We start from the raw sequence: 21310 nt of genomic DNA, 5'->3' as shown, positions 1-21310 counted from the left end.
GTCCTGGGGCGCCCGGCGCGCCGGTCCGCTACTTCGTCGGGGCCGTCGCCTGACCCTTCAGCCCCTGGACCTCGGCTTTCATCGCCTGTCGCTGCTGCGCCGAGCATTCCAGCCGGTCGCAGAGCCGGTCCATCGCCCGGCTGAGGACCGCCGGCAGGACGTCCTGTGATACGGCGGTGATGCGGGGCATGGCCTCATAGCTCTTGCGGACCATCGAACGTCCGACATCGCTTTCATAGAAGGCGACCAGGGCGCGAAGCTCTTCCAGGGTGAAGATATCGGCATAGACAGGCGCCATCGCCTTGAAGAGGGCAGGCATATAGTCCTGCATCATCTCGGACATGGTTTCCTCAACCGCGCGGGCCTCCGCAGGCGGCAACTCCTCGATAGAGGGGAACAGGCCGCCCAGGGATTGGCCAAGGGCCTCCCCCATGTCCTCGGCCTGCATCAGGGCGACGAAGCGATGGGCCAGATCCAACCGTTCGGTCGCCTCGTCACGCGCCTGGGCCGCAAGCGGCGCGCCGAGCAGGGCAAGCGCCGCGCAAAGGCCGGTGATCAGTCGCAACATGGATAAGGCTCCCCCTGAGAACCCTGCCCTTGCCGCCTGAAAGATCGCCGGTCAATGAAAAAGCGGCGGAGATTGCTCTCCGCCGCTTTCGCAATTCAGACTGAGGTCCGAGATTAAGCCAGCGAAGCCGGATCGATCTTGAAGCCCGGGCCCATCGTCGACGACAGGGTGATACGCTTGACGTACGTCCCCTTGGCGCCGGCCGGCTTGGCCTTGTTCAGAGCGTCCACGTAAGCCTTGACGTTGGCTTCCAGGGCGGCCTGATCGAAGGAGGCCTTGCCGATGCCGCCGTGGGCGATACCGGCTTTTTCGACGCGGAACTCGACGGCGCCGCTCTTGGCGTCCTTGACGGCTTGCGCCACGTTCGGGGTCACGGTGCCGACCTTGGGGTTCGGCATCAGGCCGCGTGGGCCCAGCACCTTACCGAGGCGACCGACCAGAGCCATCATGTCCGGCGACGCGATGACGCGGTCGAAGTCCATGAAGCCGCCGTTGATCTTTTCGTACAGATCTTCTGCGCCCACGATGTCGGCGCCGGCAGCCGTGGCTTCAGCAGCCTTGGCGTCCTTGGCGAAGACGGCGACGCGAACGTCGCGGCCCGTGCCCGACGGCAGGTTCACAACGCCACGGACCTGTTGGTCGGCGTGACGCGGGTCAACGCCCAGGTTGACGGCGATTTCGATCGACTCGTCGAACTTGGCCTTGGCGTTGTCCTTGACCAGCTTGATGGCGTCGGCGAACGGCAGGAGGTCCTGCGTGACGCCGGTGCGGGCTTTTTGAGCCTTGGTTTGCTTAGCCATGGATTAGCCCTCCACCACTTCGAGGCCGATTGCGCGGGCCGAGCCTTCGATGATGCGCATTGCTGCGTCCATGTCGTTGGCGTTCAGGTCTTTCATCTTCGCTTCGGCGATCTCGCGGACTTGCGCCTGCGTGACCTTGCCGGCGGTCTCACGACCGACGAGCTTGGAGCCCGACTTGATGCCAGCGGCTTGCTTCAGATACCAGGTCGCCGGCGGCGTCTTGGTGATGAAGGTGAAGGACTTGTCCTGATAGACCGTGATGACGGTCGGCAGGGGCGTACCCTTGGCCACCTTCTCGGTGCGTGCGTTGAACTCCTTGCAGAAGCCCATGATGTTCACGCCGCGCTGACCCAGCGCCGGGCCGATCGGGGGCGAAGGCGTGGCCGAACCGGCCGCAACTTGCAGTTTGATATAGCCGAGAATCTTCTTGGCCATTGGTCTCTCCTATCGATGACCCCAGGGCGGAACCGCGGGGCCGGTGAGCCGTGGTGCGGCATGGCTGCCTCCCACGGATTTGCCGCCTGACGACTCGAGGGCCGCCGGATGGAGGCGCGCATGTAGCAGGAGCCCCCCGGAAAGGCAAACCGGGGCGGCGATTGCACGGCACGAAGAAAAAAAACAGTGCAATTGGTGCAATCGGCGGGCGGACCGATAGGCGACGGCTTGCGCCGACGGGAGCGGCAGCCCCTCACCCTTTCGCCTTGCCCAATCGCTGCGCTCTTGGAGGCTCAAGCCCTCTCCCGCTGGGAGAGGGAAAAGACGGCGGACGATGTCAAAGATCATGCTGCGCAGTGTGCGCCGAACTCGGGCTATGGCGCGCAACTGGCTTCGAGAGCTGGACGATCCTCGATATTTACAGGGATTGGGGCTCGTGATTGCGCATGGCGAGACGCGGATCGCGTGTGAGCTGGGATGACAGAAGGGCGTGGCCCCAAACGCAAAACGGCGGCCCGAGGGCCGCCGCTGCACGTCGTTGTGGCGAAGATCGAAAGCGATCAGCCGCCGGTCTTTTCGACCTGGTTGTATTCCAGATCCACCGGGGTCGGGCGACCGAAGATGGACACGGCCACGCGCAGGCGGGCGTTGTCTTCGTCGACGCTCTCGACCTGACCGTCGAAGCTGGCGAACGGACCGTCGATGACCTTAACGGTCTCGCCGATGTCGAAGCGGATGGTGGGCTTCGGACGCTCGACGCCCTCTTCCACCTGACCAATGATGTTCTGAACTTCACGTTCCGAGACCGGCAGGGGCTTGGTGCCGCCCGCGGCGCCCAGGAAGCCCGTGACCTTCGGAGTGTTCTTGACCAGGTGATAGGTGTTGTCGGTCATCTCCATCTTCACCAGCACGTAGCCGGGGAAGAATTTGCGTTCCGAGTTCACCTTGCGGCCACGACGGATCTCGACGACTTCCTCGGTCGGAACCAGGATTTCGGAGAAGCTGTCTTCCAGGCCTTGCTGTTTCGCCTGCTCGCGCAGTTGCTCAGCGACCTTCTTTTCGAAGTTCGAGTAGGCGTTGACGATATACCATTTGTGGCGGGGATTGGCCGCCGGCTTGGGCGCTGCATCAGTCATGTGCGCGTCTCCTTTATTGGCCGAGGCCGAGAATGAAGCGGGACGCAAAGCCCAGGCCCGTATCGACGATCCAGAAGAAGGCCGAAGCGATCAGAACCATGATGAAGACCATCACGGACGTGATCCAGGTCTCCTTGCGGCTGGGCCAGACGATCTTGCGGGCTTCAGCGCGAACCTGGCTGAAGAACTGGGCAGGCGTCGTCTTTTTCTTGGGTGCAGGCGCGTCAACGGCGACCGTGGCGGCGCCGGATGCGGCGGCTGCGGTCTGGTTTCCCACGGTGCGGCGACCGCCGGGGGTCTTCGCCTTGGCCATATGACGTCTCTTCTACCTCTGGAACCTGTCGCCTCACATGGGAACTCCCAAGCGACCGCGACAGGGGGAATGGCAGGAGCGGAGGGACTCGAACCCACGACCCTCGGTTTTGGAGACCGATGCTCTACCAGCTGAGCTACACTCCTAGTGTCCCGGACAAAGATCAATGCGCCGTGAGCAAGCTCGACGGCGCTAACCTCGCCAGAGGGGGGCATATGCCTGACGCCCGACGGCATTTCAAGGGGCGTTTCGCGATAACCACCGATAGATGCGCAGGTTTGTTCAGAACAGCCGCGCCACCGCGCTCGGCTCGTAGCTGACGCCGTTCACGACGCGGTCGGGATCGCCGATCGAGAAGGTCTGGGCGCGGCTGCGGCCGTCGACCACGGCGACGGCCTCGACCTGTTCGGGAATCACCTTGACCACCGCGACCGCATCGCCGCCGGGCGCCCAGGGGCTGATTTCCGGCGAGTGTTTGATGATCAGATCGTTCAGGCGCTGGACCTCGTCGCCGTCCGTCACCTCCTCGGCCCGCCCGTCGATGGAGAGGCCGACCGCCTCACCCTCCCCGGCGACGCCGCGCACGGCGACGCCCACGCGCGGGTCGGCCACGATGTTGCGCAGCTTCTCGCTGTCACGGGCGGTGACGAAATAAAGGTTCAGCCCGTCGTTCAGATAGCCCAGGGTGCTGGCCTGGGGCCGGCCGTCGGCGCGATTGGAGGCCAGGGTCATCAGGCGTTGCCCGTCCAGCAGCTTCAGGACAGCGGCCACCGCCGCGCCGTGGATCGGAATGACGCTGGACGTCGGCTCGATGGTCATGACCTGAACTCCTTCACCTTTAGAACCTGCGGCGGGGTCGCCGGGTTCACCTTGACACAGATCAAGGCGTCTGGGCTCCGAGGGGGTGAAATGGTCGCATGACCGAGTCCCGCCCGCAGCAAGACGTTCGTTGGCCCGACGCCCCGCGTCTGGACGTCGTTCCCCTGACCGAGGCGGAAGCGCCCGCCGAGTTCGCCCTCGCGCGCATGTGGCGGCCGGATCTCGGTGCGGAGCAATGGCGCACCTTCCTGCACGACTGGCGCGCCGCCCCGGACAGCCGCGGCATACTCAGCGCTCGCAACCAGCGCGGCGTTCTGGGCTTCGTCAGCTGGTGGCGGCAACCCGATCTCGAATACGGCGAGACCCTGTGGGCCGGCCCCTTTGTGGTGCGCGAGATGGGGGTGCGCCCCCTGGTGCGCCAAAGTCTGGCGGTGGAGTTGACGGCGCTGGCCCACAGGCTCGGCGCCAAGCTGCGTTATGCCGAAGACGCCGGCTAGGACAGCCTGACCTATTTCTCAAGCGAAGCCGGTTGCTCTAGACTGCGGCCGAACGCTGGAGTCGATGATGCCCGCCTATAACGCCGCCTCGGCCCAAGCTGACGAGATTCGCCTGGAGGACGTTAACCCCTGCTCGACCTGCGGGGCGCGCCCCTTGGGCGTCTGCGCCGACCTGAAAGGCCACGAACTTCAGGAAATGGCCTGCACCAGCGAGACGGTGACGGCCCAGCCGGGGCAGGCCCTGTTCCATGAGGGCGACCCCAACCCCTTCGTCTTCAACGTGGTCGAAGGTGCGGTGAAGCTGTACCGACTGCTGCCTGATGGACGGCGCCAGATCACGGGGTTTCTGTTCCAGGGGGACTTCCTGGGGTTGGGCGGACGCGGTCCGTCCAGTTTCACCGCAGAGGCCCTGACGCCGATGAGCGCCTGTCGCTTTCGGCGCGGGGACTTCGACCAGCTGCTCAACGCCCTGCCCGCGCTGGAGCACCGTCTGGTGGCCATGGCCGGCGACGAGCTGATGGCGGCGCAGGAGCAGATCGTGCTGCTGGGCCGCAAGACGGCGCGCGAGCGGATCGCCAGCTTCCTGACCCGCCTGTCGGCGCGACAGGTGCAGCTGGGCGGCGCGGAAGGCCGGGTCCACCTGCCGATGACCCGCCTCGACATCGCCGACTATCTGGGCCTGACGATCGAGACGGTCAGCCGGGTCTTCACCCAGTTCAAGACCTCGGGCCTGATCCAGCTGCTGCCGAACAACGACGTGGCCCTGCCCGATCCCGAGGCGCTGAAGGCCCTGGGTGAAGGCGCGGCCTGAGCCGAAAAGAATGAGCGAAGGCGCGGCCTAGAGGGACGAAGGGGGCGCGGGCTGACGTCCCGCACCCCCCGCCCCGCATCGACGCGAAAGCTCTGACCTCAGAACTTCCGGCCGACGCCCACCGACACGACCCAGGGATCAAGGCTGACGCTGCTCTTCAGCGCGCCGTTGTTGATCTTGGCGTCCGTGTCGAACCAGACCTTCTTGGCGTCGAGGTTCAGGGTCCACGGCCCCGACAGGTTCCAGTCGGCGCCGGCCTGCAAGGCCATGCCGAAGCCGTTGTCCAGATCGACCTCGAAGCCGTTTTTATCCTTGCCCTCGAAGAAGGCCATGTAGCTGACGCCGGCGCCGACATAGGGGCTGATCGTGGCGTTCGGGGTCGGGCGGTATTGCAGCGTCACGATGGGAGGCAGGACCCAGGTCTCGTGAACGGCGACGTCGGTCGCCCCGCCCTTGGCGCGGACCTCATGCTGGGTCGCGCCGAGAATGGCCTCGACGGCCCAATGGTCGGCGACGAAATAGGTGAAACCCAAGGTCGGCATCCAGTCGTCGCTGACGTCGACCTTCAGGCCGCTGTCGGCGCCGGCGGCGGTGACAATGGCGTCGTCGGCTTGCGGCAGGACGCCGGTCAGGCGGGCGGTGACGATCAGCGTGCCCTTGCCGACAGGCTCGGGGGCGGCGTTTTGGGCCGTGGCGGCGCCCGCCAGGGTCAGAACGCTGGCGGCGGCCAGAAGGGCGGCGGCGGTCTTCATCGGTATCATTCCCGACAATTGCCGGATCGAGGGAGGGTCCGGCTTCGATGTCGAAGCCACCGTCGCACGGAGGTCGATCCGACGCCTTGATCCAGCGCAAGTCTCAGGAAATGCGCACGAAAAAGCCTCCCCGACCGAGGTCGGAGAGGCTGATGTCGTCGACGGTAAGGGTCAGGGTTCGGAGCGGCCCTCGTCCCCTTCGTCGAACAGTTGGAACTCGTGCCAGACGCCGTTCAGCACGCCGAACGCCACCGCCAGGCCGAGGCCCAGAATCCAGGCGAAATACCACATGGGATGATCTCCTTTCGCGGGATCAGTAGAGGTCGGGGTTGGTCTTGAGGGCGGCGGTGCTCGTCCGGCCCCACAGCACCTTGTAGACCCAGGCCGTGTAGAGCAGCACGATCGGCATGAAGACCACGACCACGATCAGCATGATGAACAGGGTCGTGTGGCTGGACGAGGCGTTCCACACCGTCAGGCTGGACTGCGGGTTGATCGAGCTGGGCAGGATGAAGGGGAACATCGACAGGCCGACGGTCGAGATGATCCCCACCGCGGAGGCCGAGGAGCCGCCGAAGGCCAGGGCCGGCGACCGGCGCCACATGCCGATCAGACCCGCCGCCGCACCGAGGAAGCCCAGGACCGGGGCGATGATCATCCACGGATAGAGACCGTAGTTGTCCATCCAGGCGCCGGGCGCGGCCTCGACCGTGGTGCGCAGCGGGTTGGAGAAGCCCGCCGTGTCCAGGGCGCCGGTGATGCGGAAGCCGATGTCGCCAAAGGCGATGAACAGGCCGCCGACCGCGAACAGGACCAGGCTGAGCAGACCGGCGACGGTGCCGATGGCGCGCGCGCGGTGCAGCACCGGCCCCTGCTCGCCCTTGATCGAAAGCCAGGCCGCGCCATGCAGCACCAGCATGCAGACCGACAGCAGGCCGCAGATCAGGGTGAAGGGCGAGAACAGGCCCAGCAGCGTGCCCTCGTAGAAGGAGCGCAGGTCGCTATCCAGACGGAAGGGCGCGCCCAGCATGACGTTGCCGACGGCGACGCCGAACACCAGGGCCGGGACGAAGCTGCCGATGAACAGGCCCCAGTCCCACATGGAGCGCCAGCGTTTGTCAGGGCGCTTGGACCGATACTTGAACGAGACCGGCCGCAGGATCAGCGCCGACAGCACCAGGAACATGGCCAGGTAGAAGCCGGAGAAGCTGACGGCGTAGACGAAGGGCCAGGCGGCGAAGATCGCCGCGCCGCCGACGATGAACCAGACCTGGTTGCCTTCCCAGGTCGCGCCGACGGTGTTGATCACCATGCGGCGCTCTTCATCCGTCTTGGCCACGAAGGGCAGCAGGGCGCCGACGCCCATGTCGAAGCCGTCCGTAAGGGCGAAGCCGATCAGCAGCACGCCCAGCAGTCCCCACCAGATCAGGCGGAGCGTGGTGTAGTCGAGGGGAAGTTCCATCTCTCTTGTTTCCTTGAACGACCGGGGTCAGGCGACCGCCGGTTCGCCTTCCGCCTGAGGTTCATCGACGATGTCGTGCTGGTTGAAGGGACCCTTCTTGACCGCCCGAAGGATCAGGCCGACCTCGATGACCGCCAGGGCGCCGTACAGGACGGTGAAGCCGATGATGGTGGTCCACAGTTGCGGCACGGTCAGGCTGGAAGCGCCCAGGAAGGTCGGCAGGACGCCTTCCACGGCCCAGGGCTGACGGCCCACCTCGGCCAGAAGCCAGCCGGATTCGATGGCGATCCACGGCAGGGGGATGGCCAGCACCGCCAGGCGCAGGAACCAGCGCGTCTCATGCTTGCGCAGGGTGCACAGGACAAAGGCCGTGGCGAACAGTCCGATCATCAGGAAGCCGATGCCGGCCATGATGCGGAAGACCCAGAACATCAGCGGCACGTTCGGCACCGTATCCCAGGCCGCCTGCTTGATCTGCTCCGGCGTGGCCTGACGCGGATCGGCGACATAGCGCTTCAGCAGCAGGCCGTAGCCCAGGTCGTTGCGCACGGTTTCAAACTGAGCCCGCGCGGCCATGTCGGTGTGGTCCGCCTTGACCTTTTCCAGAGCGTCGACGGCGATGACGCCGCGTTCGATGCGGTCCTCCGCGACCGCGACCAGCTCAAGGATGCCGATGACCGGCTTGTCGATGCTGCGCGTCGAGATCAGGCCCAGGACGTAGGGAATCTTGACCTCGAAGTGGGTGTGGCGGTCTTCCATGCTGGGGATGCCGAAGGCGGTCAGACCGGCGGGCGCCGGTTCCGTGCGCCACATGGCTTCCAGCGCGGCCAACTTCATCTTCTGGTTGTCGGTCAGGGCATAGCCCGACTCATCGCCCAGGACGACGACCGACAGCGAGGACAAGAGACCGAAGGCGGCGGCCACGGTCATCGAACGCTTGGCGAACCCGACGTGCTTGCCCTTCAGCAGATAGAAGGCCGAGATGCCCAGAACGACCACGGCGGCGCAGACGTAACCGGCCGAAACGGTGTGGACGAACTTGGCCTGGGCCACCGGGTTGAAGATCACCGCCATGAAGTCCACGACTTCCATACGCATGGTGTCGGGGTTGAAGGCGGCGCCGACCGGGTTCTGCATCCAGCCGTTGGCGACCAGAATCCACAGGGCCGAGAGGTTGGTGCCCAGCGCCACCATGAAGGTGACGAACAGGTGCCCGACGCGCGGCAGCTTGTCCCAGCCGAAGAACATGAGGCCAACGAAGGTGGCTTCCAGGAAGAAGGCCATCAGCCCTTCGATGGCCAGCGGGGCCCCGAAGATGTCGCCGACATAGTGGGAGTAGTAGGACCAATTCATGCCGAACTGGAATTCCATGGTCAGGCCGGTGGCCACGCCCAGGACGAAGTTGATGCCGAACAGCACGCCCCAGAAGCGGGTGATGGTCCGCCAGATGGGCCTGCGCGTCATCACATAGATGCTCTCCATGATGACCAGCATGAAGGAGAGGCCCAGCGTGAGGGGCACGAACAGAAAGTGGTATAGCGCCGTCAGTGCGAACTGAAGGCGTGATAGGTCTACGACCGCCAGGTCGATCATGGGCTGAGACTCCTGACCGCCAGCCCCGTCGACCGGCGTTCTACTATAACCTAAAGCAAGGCTGTTTGGCGCGCCTTGATCCTGATCAAAGCCCCAATGGGACGACTCGCTCTAGACGGCGTTTCGCCCAAGGCTGTTTCGTCGCAAGGACGATTTGCCCATTGCCCCCGTCGCGCCCGTATATGTCTGGTCGCGCGCATGGAGCAGGAGAGACAATGACGGCCCAGCCGATCGATGCAGCCGCCGCACCGGCCCAGTGGCTGAAGGCGGCGCTGGCGCCCCGGCGACGCCTGATGGCGCTGGCCAGCGGTCTGGTCATCGCCGACGCGATCCCGGCGGTCGGATTCGCCGCCGGCCTGGCCCTGGCGGTCGGCGCCCTGCCGCAAGGAATCGGTCACGCCGTTCCCGGCGCCCTGCTGGCGGTCGGTTCCCTGCTGGCGCGCGGCGTCCTGGCCCAGTGCGCCACGGTCGTCGGCGCGCGCGCGGCGCGGGCGGTCAAGGGCGACCTGCGTCGTCAGGTTCTGAACGGCGCCTTCTCGGGCCGTCTGTCCGACGCCGAAACCATGACCGCGACCGTCGAGGGGGTCGAAGCGCTGGACGGCCATGTCTCGCGCTTTCTGCCCGCCCGTCTGGCGGCGGGCGTGACGCCGCTGCTGCTGATCGCCGCCGCCGCCGTGGTCAGCCCTTTCACCGCTGGAATCCTGATCTTCACCCTGCTGCCCTTCGTCATCGGCATGGCTCTGACCGGCATGGCGGCGGGAGCCGAGAGCCGGCGTCAGTTTCAGGCGCTGGAACGCCTGTCCGGCCTGTTCCTGGATCGCATCCGCGCCCTGCCCGCCATCCTCGCCTTCCAGGCCGAGGCGCAGCAGGGGGCGGTGATCGCCCGCGCCTCTGAAAACCTGGCGGTCCGCACCGGCAAGGTGCTGACGATCGCCTTCCTGTCCTCGGCGATTCTGGAGTTCTTCTCGGCCCTGGCCGTGGCCCTGGTCGCTGTCTATTGCGGCTTCAACCTGCTGAAGCTGCTGCCTTTTCCGGCGCCCGACCAACTGAGCCTGACGCAAGCCTTCTTCCTGTTGGCGCTCGCTCCAGAAGTCTATGCGCCGATGCGCCGCCTGTCCGCCGCCTATCACGACCGCCAGGCCGCCGAGGCCGCCGCGCCCAGCCTGGCCGGTCTCAGCGACGCCGCCGAGGTCGCGTCTGTCCGCCCGCCCGTTCCGACGAGCGCCCCCGCCATCGCCTTCCGTGACGTCGAAATCACCTATGAGGCGGGCGCGCCTGTCCTGACCGGCTTTGATCTGGAGATCGCGCCGGGCGCGACCGTGGCCCTGCTGGGCGCAAGCGGTTCGGGCAAGAGCAGTTTGCTGCACCTGTTTCTGGGCCTGTCGCCGCTGAGCGGCGGCGAGGTCGAGGTCCATGATGTCCGCCTGTCCGACCATCCCGATCTGACCGCCTGGATCGCCTGGGCCGGTCAGGCGCCGGTCGTCGTCCCTGGAACCCTGGGCGAGAACATCGCCCTGGCCTGGCGCGCCGCCCCGGCCCACCGCATCATGGAGGCTGCGACGCGCGCCGGATTCACCGGCGACCTGAACCGCGTGATCAACGAACGCGGCGGTGGTCTGTCCGGAGGCGAGCGGCGGCGGCTGGGCCTGGCCCGCGCCTTCCTCAAACCCGCGCCCGTCCTGCTGCTGGACGAACCCACCGCCAATCTGGACGCCGCATCCGAGGCCGCCCTGCTGCCCGTCATCCGCGCCGCCGCCGAAGGACGCACCACCCTGATCGCCACCCATTCCCAGGCCGTCGCCGAACTGGCTGACGTCGTGGTGCGCCTGTGAGCGCTTTGAACGCGTCTGGCGTCGTCCGCCTCAAGAGCCTGATCCGCGCGCAGGAACGCCGTCAGGGCGCCCGCCTGCTGGCCGCCTCGGTCTGCGCCGCCCTGGTGTCCGCCGCCGCCGTCCTGCTGCTGGGGGTGTCCGGCTGGTTCATCACCGCCTCGGCCCTGGCCGGTCTGGCGGGGCCATTGGTGGCCCACAGCTTCAACTTCATGGTGCCCAGCGCCCTGATCCGCTTTCTGGCCATCGCCAGAACCGGCGGGCGGTACGGCGAGCGCATCACCGGCCACGACGCCGCGCTCAAGGCCCTGGCCGCGCTGCGTCCTCAGTTGTTCGAAGGCGTCGCGCGCGGTCCCGTGACCCACGCCCTGACGCTGGCGGGCGGCGAGGCTTCGTCGCGGATGGTTCAGGACGTGGACGCCATCCAGAACCGCTTCGTGCGCCTGTCCGCGCCCTGGGGCGCCGCCGCCGGCATGGTCGCCGGAATCGGCCTGGCCCTGTTGACCGGCTGGACGACCGCCCTGGCGATCGCCGCCGCCAGCGCCCTCGGCGTCCTCGCCGCCGCCCTGGTCGGCCGCGGGTTGGCCGAGCCCGCCGGGCGCGCGGTTCAGGCCGCGTCGGGGGAGCTCAAGACCGAGTTCGCCGCCTTCGCCGCCGCCGCACCCGAACTTCAGGCCTATGGCATCAAGCCCTGGGCGGTGGAGCAGTTGGCCGAGCGCGGCGCGGCGCTGGAACGCGCCACCCAGGGTCTGGCCTCGGCGGGCGGCTGGATCCTGCTGACCCAGTCGGCCGCCATGGCCCTGGCTATCGTCGGCGTAATGACCACAGCGGGCGCCGCCTCCCCGCCCCTGATCGCCCTGGCCATTCTGGCCGCCGTCACCACGGTCGAAAGCGCGGGCGCCCTGCTGACCGCCTTCCGCCACAACGGCGCGGTCAAGGCGGCGGTGGAGCGGCTGGGAGACCTGCTCGAGGCGCCCACGTCCACGCCCCGCCATTCGGTCGCGCCTAGGATCGACCTGTCGGGCGCAAACCTCTCCTTGTCCCCGCCGCAACGGCTGGCCGTCAGCGGCCCGTCCGGCGTCGGCAAGACCACCCTTATCGAACGGCTGATGCATCTGCGCCCGCCCGTTCCCGGCGAGGCGAGCCTGGGCGGCGTGGACGTCGCCGCCGTCTCGCCCGACGCCGCGCGCGCCCTGTTCGCCTATGCGCCGCAGCAGGCTGTGCTGCTGGCGGGCACGGTGCGTGAAAATCTGAAGCTGGCCCTGCCGGGCGCCGACGATGAAACCCTGTGGGCGGCTCTGGAAGACGCTGATCTGGCGGACCGCGTCCGCGCGGCGCCCGCAGGTCTGAACGCGCCCCTGGGGGAAAACGGCGCGCGGCTGTCGGGCGGCGAGCGCCGCCGACTGGGTCTGGCCCGCGCCTATCTTCGACCTGCCCCCTGGCTGGTGCTGGACGAGCCGACCGAGGGTCTGGACGCCGCAACCGAGGCGCGCGTGCTCGAGCGGCTGACCGCGCGTCTGGAGCGTACCGGGCAAGGCCTGATCCTGGTCAGCCACCGCCCGGCGCCCTTGGCGCTGTGCGACAGGCGTCTGACGGTCACGGGCCTGGCGGCCTCCGGCGCGGTTCAGATGGCGGTGCGCGAGACGGTCTGATCCGTTGGCATGCCTTTGATCTCCATCAAGGCGAAGCCGTCCGCAAACGGCTTTGCTGGGATCAAAGGAGATACCCCATGCCCGCAGACGTCGTTCCCGCCATCGCCGCCATTGTTTCGGCCTTCCTGGTCTTCATGGCCGCCCTCGGCTTCGTCTCCGTCTGGAGCAACATGGGTGACAAGGCCAAGGACTGACAGCCGGAAGCCGGCCATGAAAAAGGCGCACGCCCGCTGAACGGACGTGCGCCTTTTCTTTACGTCAACCGCCGGCCGGGCCGATCAGTTGGTGTCGGTGGGGCCGCTTTCCTGCCCTGGGACGATCGCCCGGAACAGCAGCTTGTCGATGCGGCGATCATCCATATCCAGCACCTCGACCTCGAACCGGCCCAGTTGAAGAATCTCGCCCTCCTGAGGCAGACGCGACAGATGGTGCAGCACCAGACCGGCGACCGTGTGGAAGCTCTCGTGATCGCCGAAGTCCTCGCCCAGCACGTCGCCCAGTTCATCCAGATCGACCTGGCCGTCGACGGCCCATGAACCGTCCTCGCGCTTGCGAATGGACTGCCCCAGTTCGTCGTGGCTCTCGTTGAAGTCGCCGGCGATCATTTCCAGAATGTCGGTGGCCGTGACCACGCCTTCAAAGGCGCCGTATTCGTCGACGACGAAGGCCATGTGCACCTTGGAGCCCTTGAGGATCTCCAGCGCCTTCAGCACCGAGGTCGACTGCGGGATGAAGGCGGGTTCGGCCACCAGCTTCTCGATGTCATAGGCGCCGTCGGTCAGCAGGGCGTCCAGCAGGTCCTTCTTGTGGACCACGCCCAGCGGATTATCGACGTCGCTCTCGCGCGCCACGACGATGCGCGAATAGGGGCAGGTGCGGATTTCCTCGCGCAGCACGTCCTCGGTGTCGTCCAGGGCGATCCAGAAGACCTCATGGCGCGGCGTCATGGCCACACGCACGGCGCGGTCGCCCAGACGCAGGATTTCCTCGATCATCTCCTGCTCTTCAGGCTCGATCAGGCCGGCGGACGTGCCCTCGGCCAGAATGCTCTCGACCTCTTCCTGAGTGACGTCCGAACCGTCGCGGTCCTTGACGCCCATGATCTTGAGGATGCCCGAGGTCGAAGCGGTCAGCAGCAGGACGAAAGGCTTCATCAACAGCGCCATGGTCGAGATCGGCGCGGCCATCTTGGACGCAATCGCCTCGGGGAAGATCAGGGCCAGCCGCTTGGGCACCAGTTCGCCGACGATCAGCGAGACATAGGTGATCAGCACGACCACCAAGGCCGTGGCGAAGAATTGCGAATAGGGAGCAAAGGCCGGGAAGGCGACTTCCAGGATGCGGTCCAGTTCGCCCGCAATGGTCGCCTGACCATAGGCGCCCGCCAGAATCCCGATCAGGGTGATGCCGACCTGAACCGCCGACAGGAACTGAGTCGGCTCCTCGGACAGCTTCAGGGCCGCACGGGCCCCGCGATCCCCGCGCTCGGCACGGCTTTGCAGCTTGGATTTACGCGATGAAACGACCGCAAGCTCGGTCATGGCGAAAAGGCCGTTCAGCACCACAAGCAGCAGCACGACGACGATAGCGATGGTCAACATCGAAAGGGGAGAAACCCGCGGCGCGGCGCGACAACCGGCGTCCGCGCGGCAATAGTAAGGCTGATCACCCGGTCGCGCCAGTAATTCATGCGCCTATCCGCAGGTTCACCCGGTTCGACCGACCCCCACCGAGCCATAGACGCCCGAGGACGAAGGGCCTGGACCGTCATGAACAGCCGCACAGGCGCTCATGCCGATGATGGTGCCGATGAACAATCCCAGCCTGATCGCGCGCCGCATTTTATGGTTACCCAATTCCTAACGTCGCAAGCGAACGCCAAGACAGGGGGGCGGTTCCGCCCGACTTCGGTCACGCAGCGGCGCACGCCTTGTCACCCCTGGCGTCCACGGCCGCCATGCCCTGGTTGAGGCCGTCCAGAAGGATCTCCAGGGTCACGGGCTTGGCCACCAGGGCGTCGGCTCCGGCCTGCATGGCGCGTTCCTGGTGGGCGTCCGTCGTATTGGCCGTCAGCATGACGATGGGGGTGCGCGCCATCCGATGCGTGGTCTCATGCGCCCGGATCAGACTGATGGCGGTCAGGCCGTCCATGACCGGCATCTGCATGTCCATCAGGATCATGTCGAAGCCGCCAACGAGAAACTGATCCACGCCCTGGCGCCCGTCGTCGGCGGTGACGATTTCAAAGCCCAGCGGCTCCAGCAGGCAGCGCACCACCATCTGATTGGCCGGGTTGTCCTCCACCACCAGAATACGCAGCGCCCCGGCGGCCACGTCCGCGCTGTCGTCAGCGGCGGCGTAGAGCGCTTCGTCCAGACGCTGGATCGGCAATACGACCGTGAACAAGCTTCCTTCTCCCGGCGCCGAGCGTGCGGAGATTTCGCCGCCCATCAGCTCCGCCAGAGACCGGCAGATCGACAGGCCCAGGCCTGTGCCGCCGAACTCGCGCGAGATCGTGTCGTCCGCCTGGACGAAGGGATTGAACAGACGCTCCGCCGCCTCGGAATCAAAGCCGATTCCCGTATCCTGCACTTCGATATGCAGGCGCTCGCCGTCGCTGCCGGATGTCAGGTCGACCCGCACGTCCACGGACCCGACGGGAGTGAACTTCACCGCGTTGGAGACCAGGTTGGACACGATCTGGGTGATCCGCACGCCGTCGCCCAGAACCTGGCCAGAGGCGGCGTCGGAAAACCTCACCGACAGGGCCACGTCGCGCTGCTCCGCCGTGGCCATGCGCATTTCGACCACGGCCGCGATGTCGGCGCGCAGATCGAAGGGCGCCGGGGCCAGGCGGAACTGTCCCGCCTGCATCTTCGACAGGTCCAGCATGTCGTCCAGCACACGCCTGAGGGCGTCCCCCGCCCCGGTGATCAGGGCCAGCATCTGGGTTTGCCGATCCGTCAGCGAGGTGTGAGCCAGGGCCGACGCCAGACCCAGGACGGCGTTCAGGGGGGTGCGCACCTCGTGACTGACGTTGGCGAAGAAGCGGTCACGGACCTGGGCGGCGCGGCGCGCCTCCTCTTGAGCGATCTCCAGCGCCTTCAGCGCCCGGACGTGGTCGGAGACCTCGAATCGGATCGCCGTATAGGTCTCGGGCCGTCCGTCCTCGCCCAGGTTCGGCACGATGGTCGTATCGACCCAGTAGATCTGGCCGTTCTTGTTGCGGTTCTGGATCGTGCCGCGCCACACCGCGCCGCTGGCGATGGTCCGGTACAGGGTCTGGAAATACTCGCGCGGATGGTGGCCGGAATTGACCAGCCGATGGTTCTGCCCGACCAACTCGTTGCGGCTGTAGCCGCTGACATCGACGAACTTCTGATTGCAGTACAGGATTTGGCCCGCGCGATCCGTGATGGCCACGATCGCCGCCTCGTCCAGCGCCGAGGACAGACCCGCGCGACGCGGCCAGTCGATATCAGTCATGTGCATCCCTTTCGACAGGGAGCCATGCCCCGACATCACCAGCGTTTTCGTTAATATCGTCGTTTTACAGCAACTTATCAGCAAAAGCGAAAGCGGTTCGCGCCCATCACCCCTTCGCTGGGGCCAGCAAGCGGCCGCATGCATTGCCCTCGGCTGCTTGAGGTCAGATGCAGAAACGGCCCCCGGATTTCTCCGGGGGCCGCTCTGTTACGCTTTACTGCGGCTGCTCGGAGGAGCGGCCGGTACGCTTACTGTTCGGGTCCGAAGACCCGGATCAATCGCTTAGGCGACGATCTTGGACACCACGCCGGCGCCGACGGTGCGGCCGCCTTCACGGATGGCGAAGCGCAGCTTCTCTTCCATCGCGATCGGGGTGATCAGTTCGACGTCCAGCTCGGCGTTGTCGCCGGGCATGATCATTTCGACGCCTTCCTTCAGGTGCACGATGCCGGTCACGTCGGTCGTACGGAAGTAGAACTGCGGGCGGTAGTTCGTGAAGAACGGCGTGTGACGGCCGCCTTCTTCCTTGGTCAGGATGTAGGCTTCGGCCACGAACTTGGTGTGCGGCGTGATGGAGCCCGGCTTGCACAGCACTTGGCCGCGCTCGACGTCTTCACGCTTGGTGCCGCGCAGCAGGACGCCGACGTTGTCACCGGCTTGACCCTGGTCCAGCAGCTTGCGGAACATTTCGACGCCCGTGCAGGTCGTCTTCTGGACCGGACGGATGCCGACGATTTCGACTTCTTCACCGACCTTGACGATGCCGCGCTCGACGCGACCCGTGACCACGGTGCCGCGGCCCGAGATCGAGAAGACGTCTTCGACCGGCATCAGGAAGGGCATGTCGACCGGACGTTCCGGCTGCGGGATGTAGGCGTCGACAGCGGCCATCAGCTCCAGCACGCGCTCTTCGCCGATGTGGGCGTCGCGGCCTTCGACAGCAGCCAGGGCCGAACCCTTGACGACCGGGATGTCGTCGCCCGGGAACTGGTAGGACGACAGAAGTTCACGAACTTCCATCTCGACCAGCTCGAGCAGCTCTTCGTCGTCGACCATGTCGACCTTGTTCAGGAAGACGACCAGGGCCGGAACGCCGACCTGACGCGACAGCAGGATGTGCTCGCGCGTTTGCGGCATCGGGCCGTCAGCGGCCGAGCAGACCAGGATCGCGCCGTCCATTTGAGCGGCGCCCGTGATCATGTTCTTCACGTAGTCGGCGTGGCCGGGGCAGTCGACGTGGGCGTAGTGACGGTTGGCCGTCTCATATTCCACGTGCGAGGTGTTGATCGTGATGCCGCGGGCTTTTTCTTCCGGGGCCGCATCGATGTCCGCATAGGCCATGGCCTTCGCGCCGCCGGCCTTCGCCAGCGTCATCGTGATCGCAGCCGTCAGCGTCGTCTTGCCGTGGTCAACGTGGCCGATCGTGCCGATGTTGCAGTGCGGCTTGTTACGTTCGAACTTTTCCTTGGCCATTCTCTAGCTCCTGGGTCCCCGAACCGGGGGTCCTATTGGTTTGGGGATGAGGCGGGCGGTCTGCGCGCAAACCGCCCGGGTTTCAAGTGCGTCCGTCCATATAGGGCGGAACAGCGACAGTGTTAGGCGTACTTCTTGATCACTTCGTCGGCGACGTGTTGCGGCACCGGCTCATAGTGATCGTACTGCATGGTGAACTGGGCGCGGCCTTGCGACATGCCCCGCAGGGTGTTCACGTAGCCGAACATGTTCGCCAGCGGCACGAAGGCGTTGATGACGATGGCGTTGCCGCGCATGTCCTGACCCTGGATCATGCCGCGACGGCCGTTCAGGTCGCCGATGACCGAACCGAGGTATTCCTCGGGGGTCACGACCTCGACCGCCATGATCGGCTCGAGCAGCTTGGGAGCGCCCTTTTCCTTCAGTTCGCGGAAGGCGGCGCGGGCCGCGATTTCGAACGCCAGCACGCTGGAGTCGACGTCGTGGTACTTGCCGTCCGTCAGGGTCGCCTTGAAGTCGATCAGCGGGAAGCCGGCCAGCAGGCCGTTGTCCTTGATGGAGTTCAGACCCTTTTCAACGCCCGGGATGTATTCCTTGGGCACTGCGCCGCCGACGATGGCGTTTTCGAAGATGAAGCCCGAACCCGGTTCGCCCGGCTCGAACGTCAGCATGACGCGGGCGAACTGGCCCGTACCGCCGGTCTGCTTCTTGTGCGTGTAGTCGATGTCGACCTTGCGGCCCAGCGATTCACGGTAGGCCACCTGAGGCGCGCCGATCGTGGCGTCGACCTTGTAGGTACGGCGCAGGATGTCGATCTTGATGTCCAGGTGCAGCTCGCCCATGCCCTTCAGGATCGTCTGGCCCGACTCGTGGTCGGTCGAGACGGTGAAGGACGGATCTTCCGAAGCCAGCTTGGCCAGAGCCACGCCCAGCTTCTCTTGGTCGGCCTTGGTCTTGGGCTCGACCGAGATCTCGATCACGGGCGCCGGGAATTCCATCTTCTCAAGGATGACGGGCGACTTCAGGGGATCGCACAGGGTGTCGCCCGTGCGGGTTTCCTTCAGGCCGGCCAGGGCGACGATGTCGCCGGCGTAGGCTTCCTTGATGTCCTCGCGGTTGTTCGAGTGCATCTGCAGCATGCGGCCGACGCGCTCACGCTTGTCGCGCGACGAGTTCAGCAGGCTCATGCCCGTTTCCATCTTGCCCGAGTACAGGCGGCAGAAGGTCAGCGAGCCGACGAAGGGGTCGTCCATGATCTTGAACGCCAGAACCGACAGGGGCTCGTCGTCCGAAGCCTTGCGGGTGACAGGCTCTTCCGTCTTGAAGTCGATGCCCGGGGTGGCCGGGATGTCGGTCGGCGACGGCAGGTAGTCGATGACGGCGTCGAGCAGGGGCTGAACGCCCTTGTTCTTGAAGGCCGAGCCGCCGAGGATCGGATAGAAGGCGCCGGTCAGAACAGCCTTACGGATGCACTTCTTCAGCACTTCGACCGAGGGCTCTTCGCCGCCCAGGTAGGCTTCCATGGCTTCGTCGTCGAGTTCGACAGCGTTGTCGATCAGGTACTGACGGGCCGCGGCGCACTCTTCAGCCATGTCGGCCGGGATTTCGCGGATGTCGGCGTCGGCGCCCACGGTGTCCGTTTCCCAGACGTAGGCCTTCATCTCGACCAGGTCGACCACGCCCTTCAGCAGGTTTTCCGAACCGATCGGCAGTTGGATCGGCACAGCCTTGGCGCCCAGACGGTCGCGGATCGACTGAACCGAAGCGGCGAAATCGGCGCCGATCTTGTCCATCTTGTTGACGAAGACGATCCGCGGCACGCGGTACTTGTCGGCCTGACGCCAGACGGTTTCGGTTTGCGGCTCAACGCCGGCGTTGCCGTCCAGAACCGTCACGGCGCCGTCGAGGACGCGCAGCGAACGCTCGACTTCAATGGTGAAGTCCACGTGGCCGGGGGTGTCGATGATGTTGAGGCGCTTGCCTTTCCAGAAGGCGGTCGTCGCGGCCGAGGTGATGGTGATGCCGCGCTCTTGTTCCTGGTCCATCCAGTCCATGGTGGACGCGCCATCGTGCGTCTCGCCCATTTTGTGGTTCTTGCCGGTGTAGAACAGGATCCGCTCGGTCGTCGTCGTCTTGCCCGCGTCGATGTGGGCCATGATGCCGAAGTTGCGGTAGTCTTCGATTTTATGTGTGCGGGGCATTGGAGTTGCCTTCGGGGTGCTTCGCGGACGCGACGAGCGCCCAAGGTGATATCGGATAAGACAGCGCGGGCGATTTAGCTCAAACCGCCCGCGCTTGATAGTCTCAGATAAGCGCGCCTGATGGCGCTTTGAAGACGCTTACCAGCGGTAGTGGCTGAAGGCGCGGTTGGCTTCGGCCATCTTGTGGGTGTCTTCACGCTTCTTGACCGCGGTGCCGCGGTTGTTCGAGGCGTCCAGCAGCTCAGCGGCCAGCTTTTCCGTCATGGTGTTTTCACCGCGCTTGCGAGCAGCGTTGACCAGCCAGCGGATAGCCAGGGCGCGACGGCGCTCGGGACGGACTTCGACCGGCACCTGGTAGGTGGCGCCGCCGACGCGGCGCGAACGGACTTCGACCGACGGAGCGACGTTGTCCAGAGCCGTGTGGAAGGTCTCGACCGCAGTGTGGTCTTTCTTCTTCTCGGCCAGGATATCGAAGGCGCCATAGACGATGTTCTCGGCGACGGCCTTCTTACCTTCGTACATGACGTAGTTCATGAACTTGGTGACGATCAGATCGCCGAACTTGGGATCCGGCAGAACTTCACGCTTCTGGGCGCGGTGACGACGCGACATAGGTTATTCCTTGCAGTGCCCGACAGACGCCGGGAAAATCTCTGAGGGTCCAGACCAGCAGGCCTGAAAACGGTTCGCTTACTTCGGACGCTTGGTGCCGTAGTGCGAACGACGCTGCTTGCGGTCCTTGACGCCTTGCGTATCGAGCACGCCGCGCAGGATGTGGTAACGCACGCCGGGCAAGTCCTTCACGCGGCCGCCGCGGATCAGAACAACCGAGTGCTCTTGCAGGTTGTGACCTTCGCCGGGGATGTAGCAAACGGCTTCGTGGCCGTTCTTGGCCAGGCGGACCTTGGCGACCTTACGCAGAGCCGAGTTGGGCTTCTTCGGGGTCGTCGTGTAGACGCGGGTGCAAACGCCGCGGCGCTGGGGCGAACCTTCCAGAGCCGGGACCTTGTTACGGGTGGGCTTGGGCTTGCGCGGCTTGCGGATCAGCTGGTTGATCGTAGGCATACGATTTGTCTCTTTTCGATGTGGAGGCGTGTGCCTTTCGGCCGGGGCGCCTCATGAGCCTTCTTTTGGACCTCGCCGAAGCGCCGCCCGGGTGTTGTTTCCGAGCGAGCCGTGACAGCCAAACGAAAAAACCGGAACGCGCGCTTTGGGCGTTCCGGCGGGCACAGCCCGTCCGTTCAATTGTGACGATCTCAACAGACGGCGAACCGCCCACGTCTCGAAAGTGCGCGCGATGTACGCGGGATGGGTGAACGCGTCAAGTGATTCACCCCGGCCCCGCCCGCCGGTCGCACGGATCGACGTTGCGCGAACGGCAAAAACACGCCCCTATATCGCCACGCTTGTCTTTGCATCATCACCCGGATGCAGGAGCCGCCATGACCGTCGCCGTGATGACCCGCCCCCCTGCCCCGCGCCT

The 21310-nt window shown here is 65.7% G+C and carries 21 protein-coding genes and 1 tRNA gene; 4 read left to right on the top strand and 18 right to left on the bottom strand.

Going from position 1 to position 21310, the window contains the following annotated elements; translation table 11 throughout:
* Nucleotides 1-28 precede the first annotated feature (28 nt).
* The 7 genes from HX774_RS15030 to HX774_RS15000 all read right to left on the bottom strand — a co-directional run bounded on the left by HX774_RS15030 (nucleotide 29) and on the right by HX774_RS15000 (nucleotide 4071).
* Entirely contained in the window at nucleotides 29-568 is a 540-nt protein-coding gene (locus tag HX774_RS15030) for a DUF2059 domain-containing protein (RefSeq protein ID WP_178828054.1), read from the bottom strand.
* A 113-nt stretch (nucleotides 569-681) separates the two neighbouring features.
* Complete coding sequence (rplA, locus tag HX774_RS15025) at nucleotides 682-1368, bottom strand: 50S ribosomal protein L1 (RefSeq protein WP_114818403.1); 687 nt, start codon at nucleotides 1366-1368, stop codon at nucleotides 682-684.
* Nucleotides 1369-1371: 3 nt separating this feature from the next.
* Nucleotides 1372-1803, bottom strand: coding sequence for a 50S ribosomal protein L11 (gene rplK, locus HX774_RS15020; RefSeq protein WP_114818404.1), 432 nt, complete (start codon nucleotides 1801-1803; stop codon nucleotides 1372-1374).
* A gap of 560 nt (nucleotides 1804-2363) precedes the next feature.
* Complete coding sequence (gene nusG / locus HX774_RS15015; protein ID WP_114818405.1) at nucleotides 2364-2939, bottom strand: transcription termination/antitermination protein NusG; 576 nt, start codon at nucleotides 2937-2939, stop codon at nucleotides 2364-2366.
* 13 nt (nucleotides 2940-2952) lie between these two features.
* Nucleotides 2953-3252 carry a preprotein translocase subunit SecE gene (secE, locus tag HX774_RS15010; RefSeq protein ID WP_114818406.1) on the bottom strand — a complete coding sequence of 100 codons (300 nt, stop codon included), beginning with the start codon at nucleotides 3250-3252 and terminating at the stop codon, nucleotides 2953-2955.
* Between the two features lie 70 nt (nucleotides 3253-3322).
* A tRNA-Trp gene (locus HX774_RS15005) sits at nucleotides 3323-3398 on the bottom strand.
* Between the two features lie 136 nt (nucleotides 3399-3534).
* A complete protein-coding gene (locus HX774_RS15000; RefSeq protein ID WP_114818407.1) occupies nucleotides 3535-4071 on the bottom strand; it encodes a pyridoxamine 5'-phosphate oxidase family protein in 537 nt (178 codons plus the stop codon).
* Nucleotides 4072-4169: 98 nt separating this feature from the next.
* Here HX774_RS15000 and HX774_RS14995 point away from each other — a divergent pair, with 98 nt between their 5' ends.
* On the top strand, nucleotides 4170-4568 hold the full coding sequence (locus tag HX774_RS14995) for a hypothetical protein (protein ID WP_114818408.1): 399 nt from the start codon (nucleotides 4170-4172) through the stop codon (nucleotides 4566-4568).
* 67 nt (nucleotides 4569-4635) lie between these two features.
* Nucleotides 4636-5379 (top strand): Crp/Fnr family transcriptional regulator, encoded by a 744-nt coding sequence (locus tag HX774_RS14990; RefSeq protein ID WP_178828052.1) that lies wholly within the window; start codon nucleotides 4636-4638, stop codon nucleotides 5377-5379.
* Nucleotides 5380-5477: 98 nt separating this feature from the next.
* Here the strand turns inward: HX774_RS14990 and HX774_RS14985 are convergent, their stop codons facing one another.
* The 4 genes from HX774_RS14985 to HX774_RS14970 form a co-directional block, all read right to left on the bottom strand.
* Nucleotides 5478-6131 carry an OmpW family protein gene (locus HX774_RS14985; protein ID WP_178828050.1) on the bottom strand — a complete coding sequence of 218 codons (654 nt, stop codon included), beginning with the start codon at nucleotides 6129-6131 and terminating at the stop codon, nucleotides 5478-5480.
* Between the two features lie 171 nt (nucleotides 6132-6302).
* The gene (cydX, locus tag HX774_RS14980; protein ID WP_114818411.1) at nucleotides 6303-6422 is read right to left on the bottom strand and encodes a cytochrome bd-I oxidase subunit CydX; all 120 of its coding nucleotides are present in this window, start codon (nucleotides 6420-6422) and stop codon (nucleotides 6303-6305) included.
* Between the two features lie 22 nt (nucleotides 6423-6444).
* Nucleotides 6445-7593 (bottom strand): cytochrome d ubiquinol oxidase subunit II, encoded by a 1149-nt coding sequence (gene cydB, locus HX774_RS14975; protein WP_178828048.1) that lies wholly within the window; start codon nucleotides 7591-7593, stop codon nucleotides 6445-6447.
* A 27-nt stretch (nucleotides 7594-7620) separates the two neighbouring features.
* Nucleotides 7621-9183 (bottom strand): cytochrome ubiquinol oxidase subunit I, encoded by a 1563-nt coding sequence (locus HX774_RS14970; RefSeq protein ID WP_178828065.1) that lies wholly within the window; start codon nucleotides 9181-9183, stop codon nucleotides 7621-7623.
* A gap of 218 nt (nucleotides 9184-9401) precedes the next feature.
* Between HX774_RS14970 and cydD the strand changes: the two genes are divergently transcribed.
* Complete coding sequence (gene cydD, locus HX774_RS14965) at nucleotides 9402-11018, top strand: thiol reductant ABC exporter subunit CydD (protein ID WP_178828046.1); 1617 nt, start codon at nucleotides 9402-9404, stop codon at nucleotides 11016-11018.
* Complete coding sequence (locus HX774_RS14960) at nucleotides 11015-12667, top strand: ATP-binding cassette domain-containing protein (protein ID WP_178828044.1); 1653 nt, start codon at nucleotides 11015-11017, stop codon at nucleotides 12665-12667. Before cydD ends, HX774_RS14960 begins: the two co-directional genes overlap by 4 nt.
* Nucleotides 12668-12945: 278 nt before the next feature.
* Here HX774_RS14960 and HX774_RS14955 read toward each other — a convergent pair whose 3' ends face one another.
* The 7 genes from HX774_RS14955 to rpsL all read right to left on the bottom strand — a co-directional run bounded on the left by HX774_RS14955 (nucleotide 12946) and on the right by rpsL (nucleotide 20892).
* Entirely contained in the window at nucleotides 12946-14268 is a 1323-nt protein-coding gene (locus HX774_RS14955) for a hemolysin family protein (RefSeq protein WP_178828041.1), read from the bottom strand.
* 105 nt (nucleotides 14269-14373) lie between these two features.
* The gene (locus tag HX774_RS20130) at nucleotides 14374-14508 is read right to left on the bottom strand and encodes a hypothetical protein (protein WP_255500476.1); all 135 of its coding nucleotides are present in this window, start codon (nucleotides 14506-14508) and stop codon (nucleotides 14374-14376) included.
* 70 nt (nucleotides 14509-14578) lie between these two features.
* Nucleotides 14579-16153, bottom strand: coding sequence for a PAS domain-containing hybrid sensor histidine kinase/response regulator (locus tag HX774_RS14950; RefSeq protein ID WP_178828039.1), 1575 nt, complete (start codon nucleotides 16151-16153; stop codon nucleotides 14579-14581).
* Nucleotides 16154-16435: 282 nt separating this feature from the next.
* Nucleotides 16436-17626 (bottom strand): elongation factor Tu, encoded by a 1191-nt coding sequence (gene tuf, locus HX774_RS14945; protein WP_114818832.1) that lies wholly within the window; start codon nucleotides 17624-17626, stop codon nucleotides 16436-16438.
* A gap of 122 nt (nucleotides 17627-17748) precedes the next feature.
* On the bottom strand, nucleotides 17749-19827 hold the full coding sequence (fusA, locus tag HX774_RS14940; RefSeq protein WP_114818800.1) for an elongation factor G: 2079 nt from the start codon (nucleotides 19825-19827) through the stop codon (nucleotides 17749-17751).
* Between the two features lie 138 nt (nucleotides 19828-19965).
* Nucleotides 19966-20439: a 30S ribosomal protein S7 gene (gene rpsG / locus HX774_RS14935; protein WP_114818799.1), complete on the bottom strand. Its 474-nt coding sequence runs from the start codon at nucleotides 20437-20439 to the stop codon at nucleotides 19966-19968.
* 78 nt (nucleotides 20440-20517) lie between these two features.
* Nucleotides 20518-20892 carry a 30S ribosomal protein S12 gene (rpsL, locus tag HX774_RS14930; RefSeq protein ID WP_114818798.1) on the bottom strand — a complete coding sequence of 125 codons (375 nt, stop codon included), beginning with the start codon at nucleotides 20890-20892 and terminating at the stop codon, nucleotides 20518-20520.
* Nucleotides 20893-21310: the final 418 nt, after the last annotated feature.

This window comes from Brevundimonas sp. P7753, from assembly GCF_013386595.1.
GTDB lineage: Bacteria > Pseudomonadota > Alphaproteobacteria > Caulobacterales > Caulobacteraceae > Brevundimonas > Brevundimonas bullata.
The sequence above is the reverse complement of the archived record's forward strand: the minus strand, read 5'-3'. Positions and strand labels throughout refer to the sequence as shown.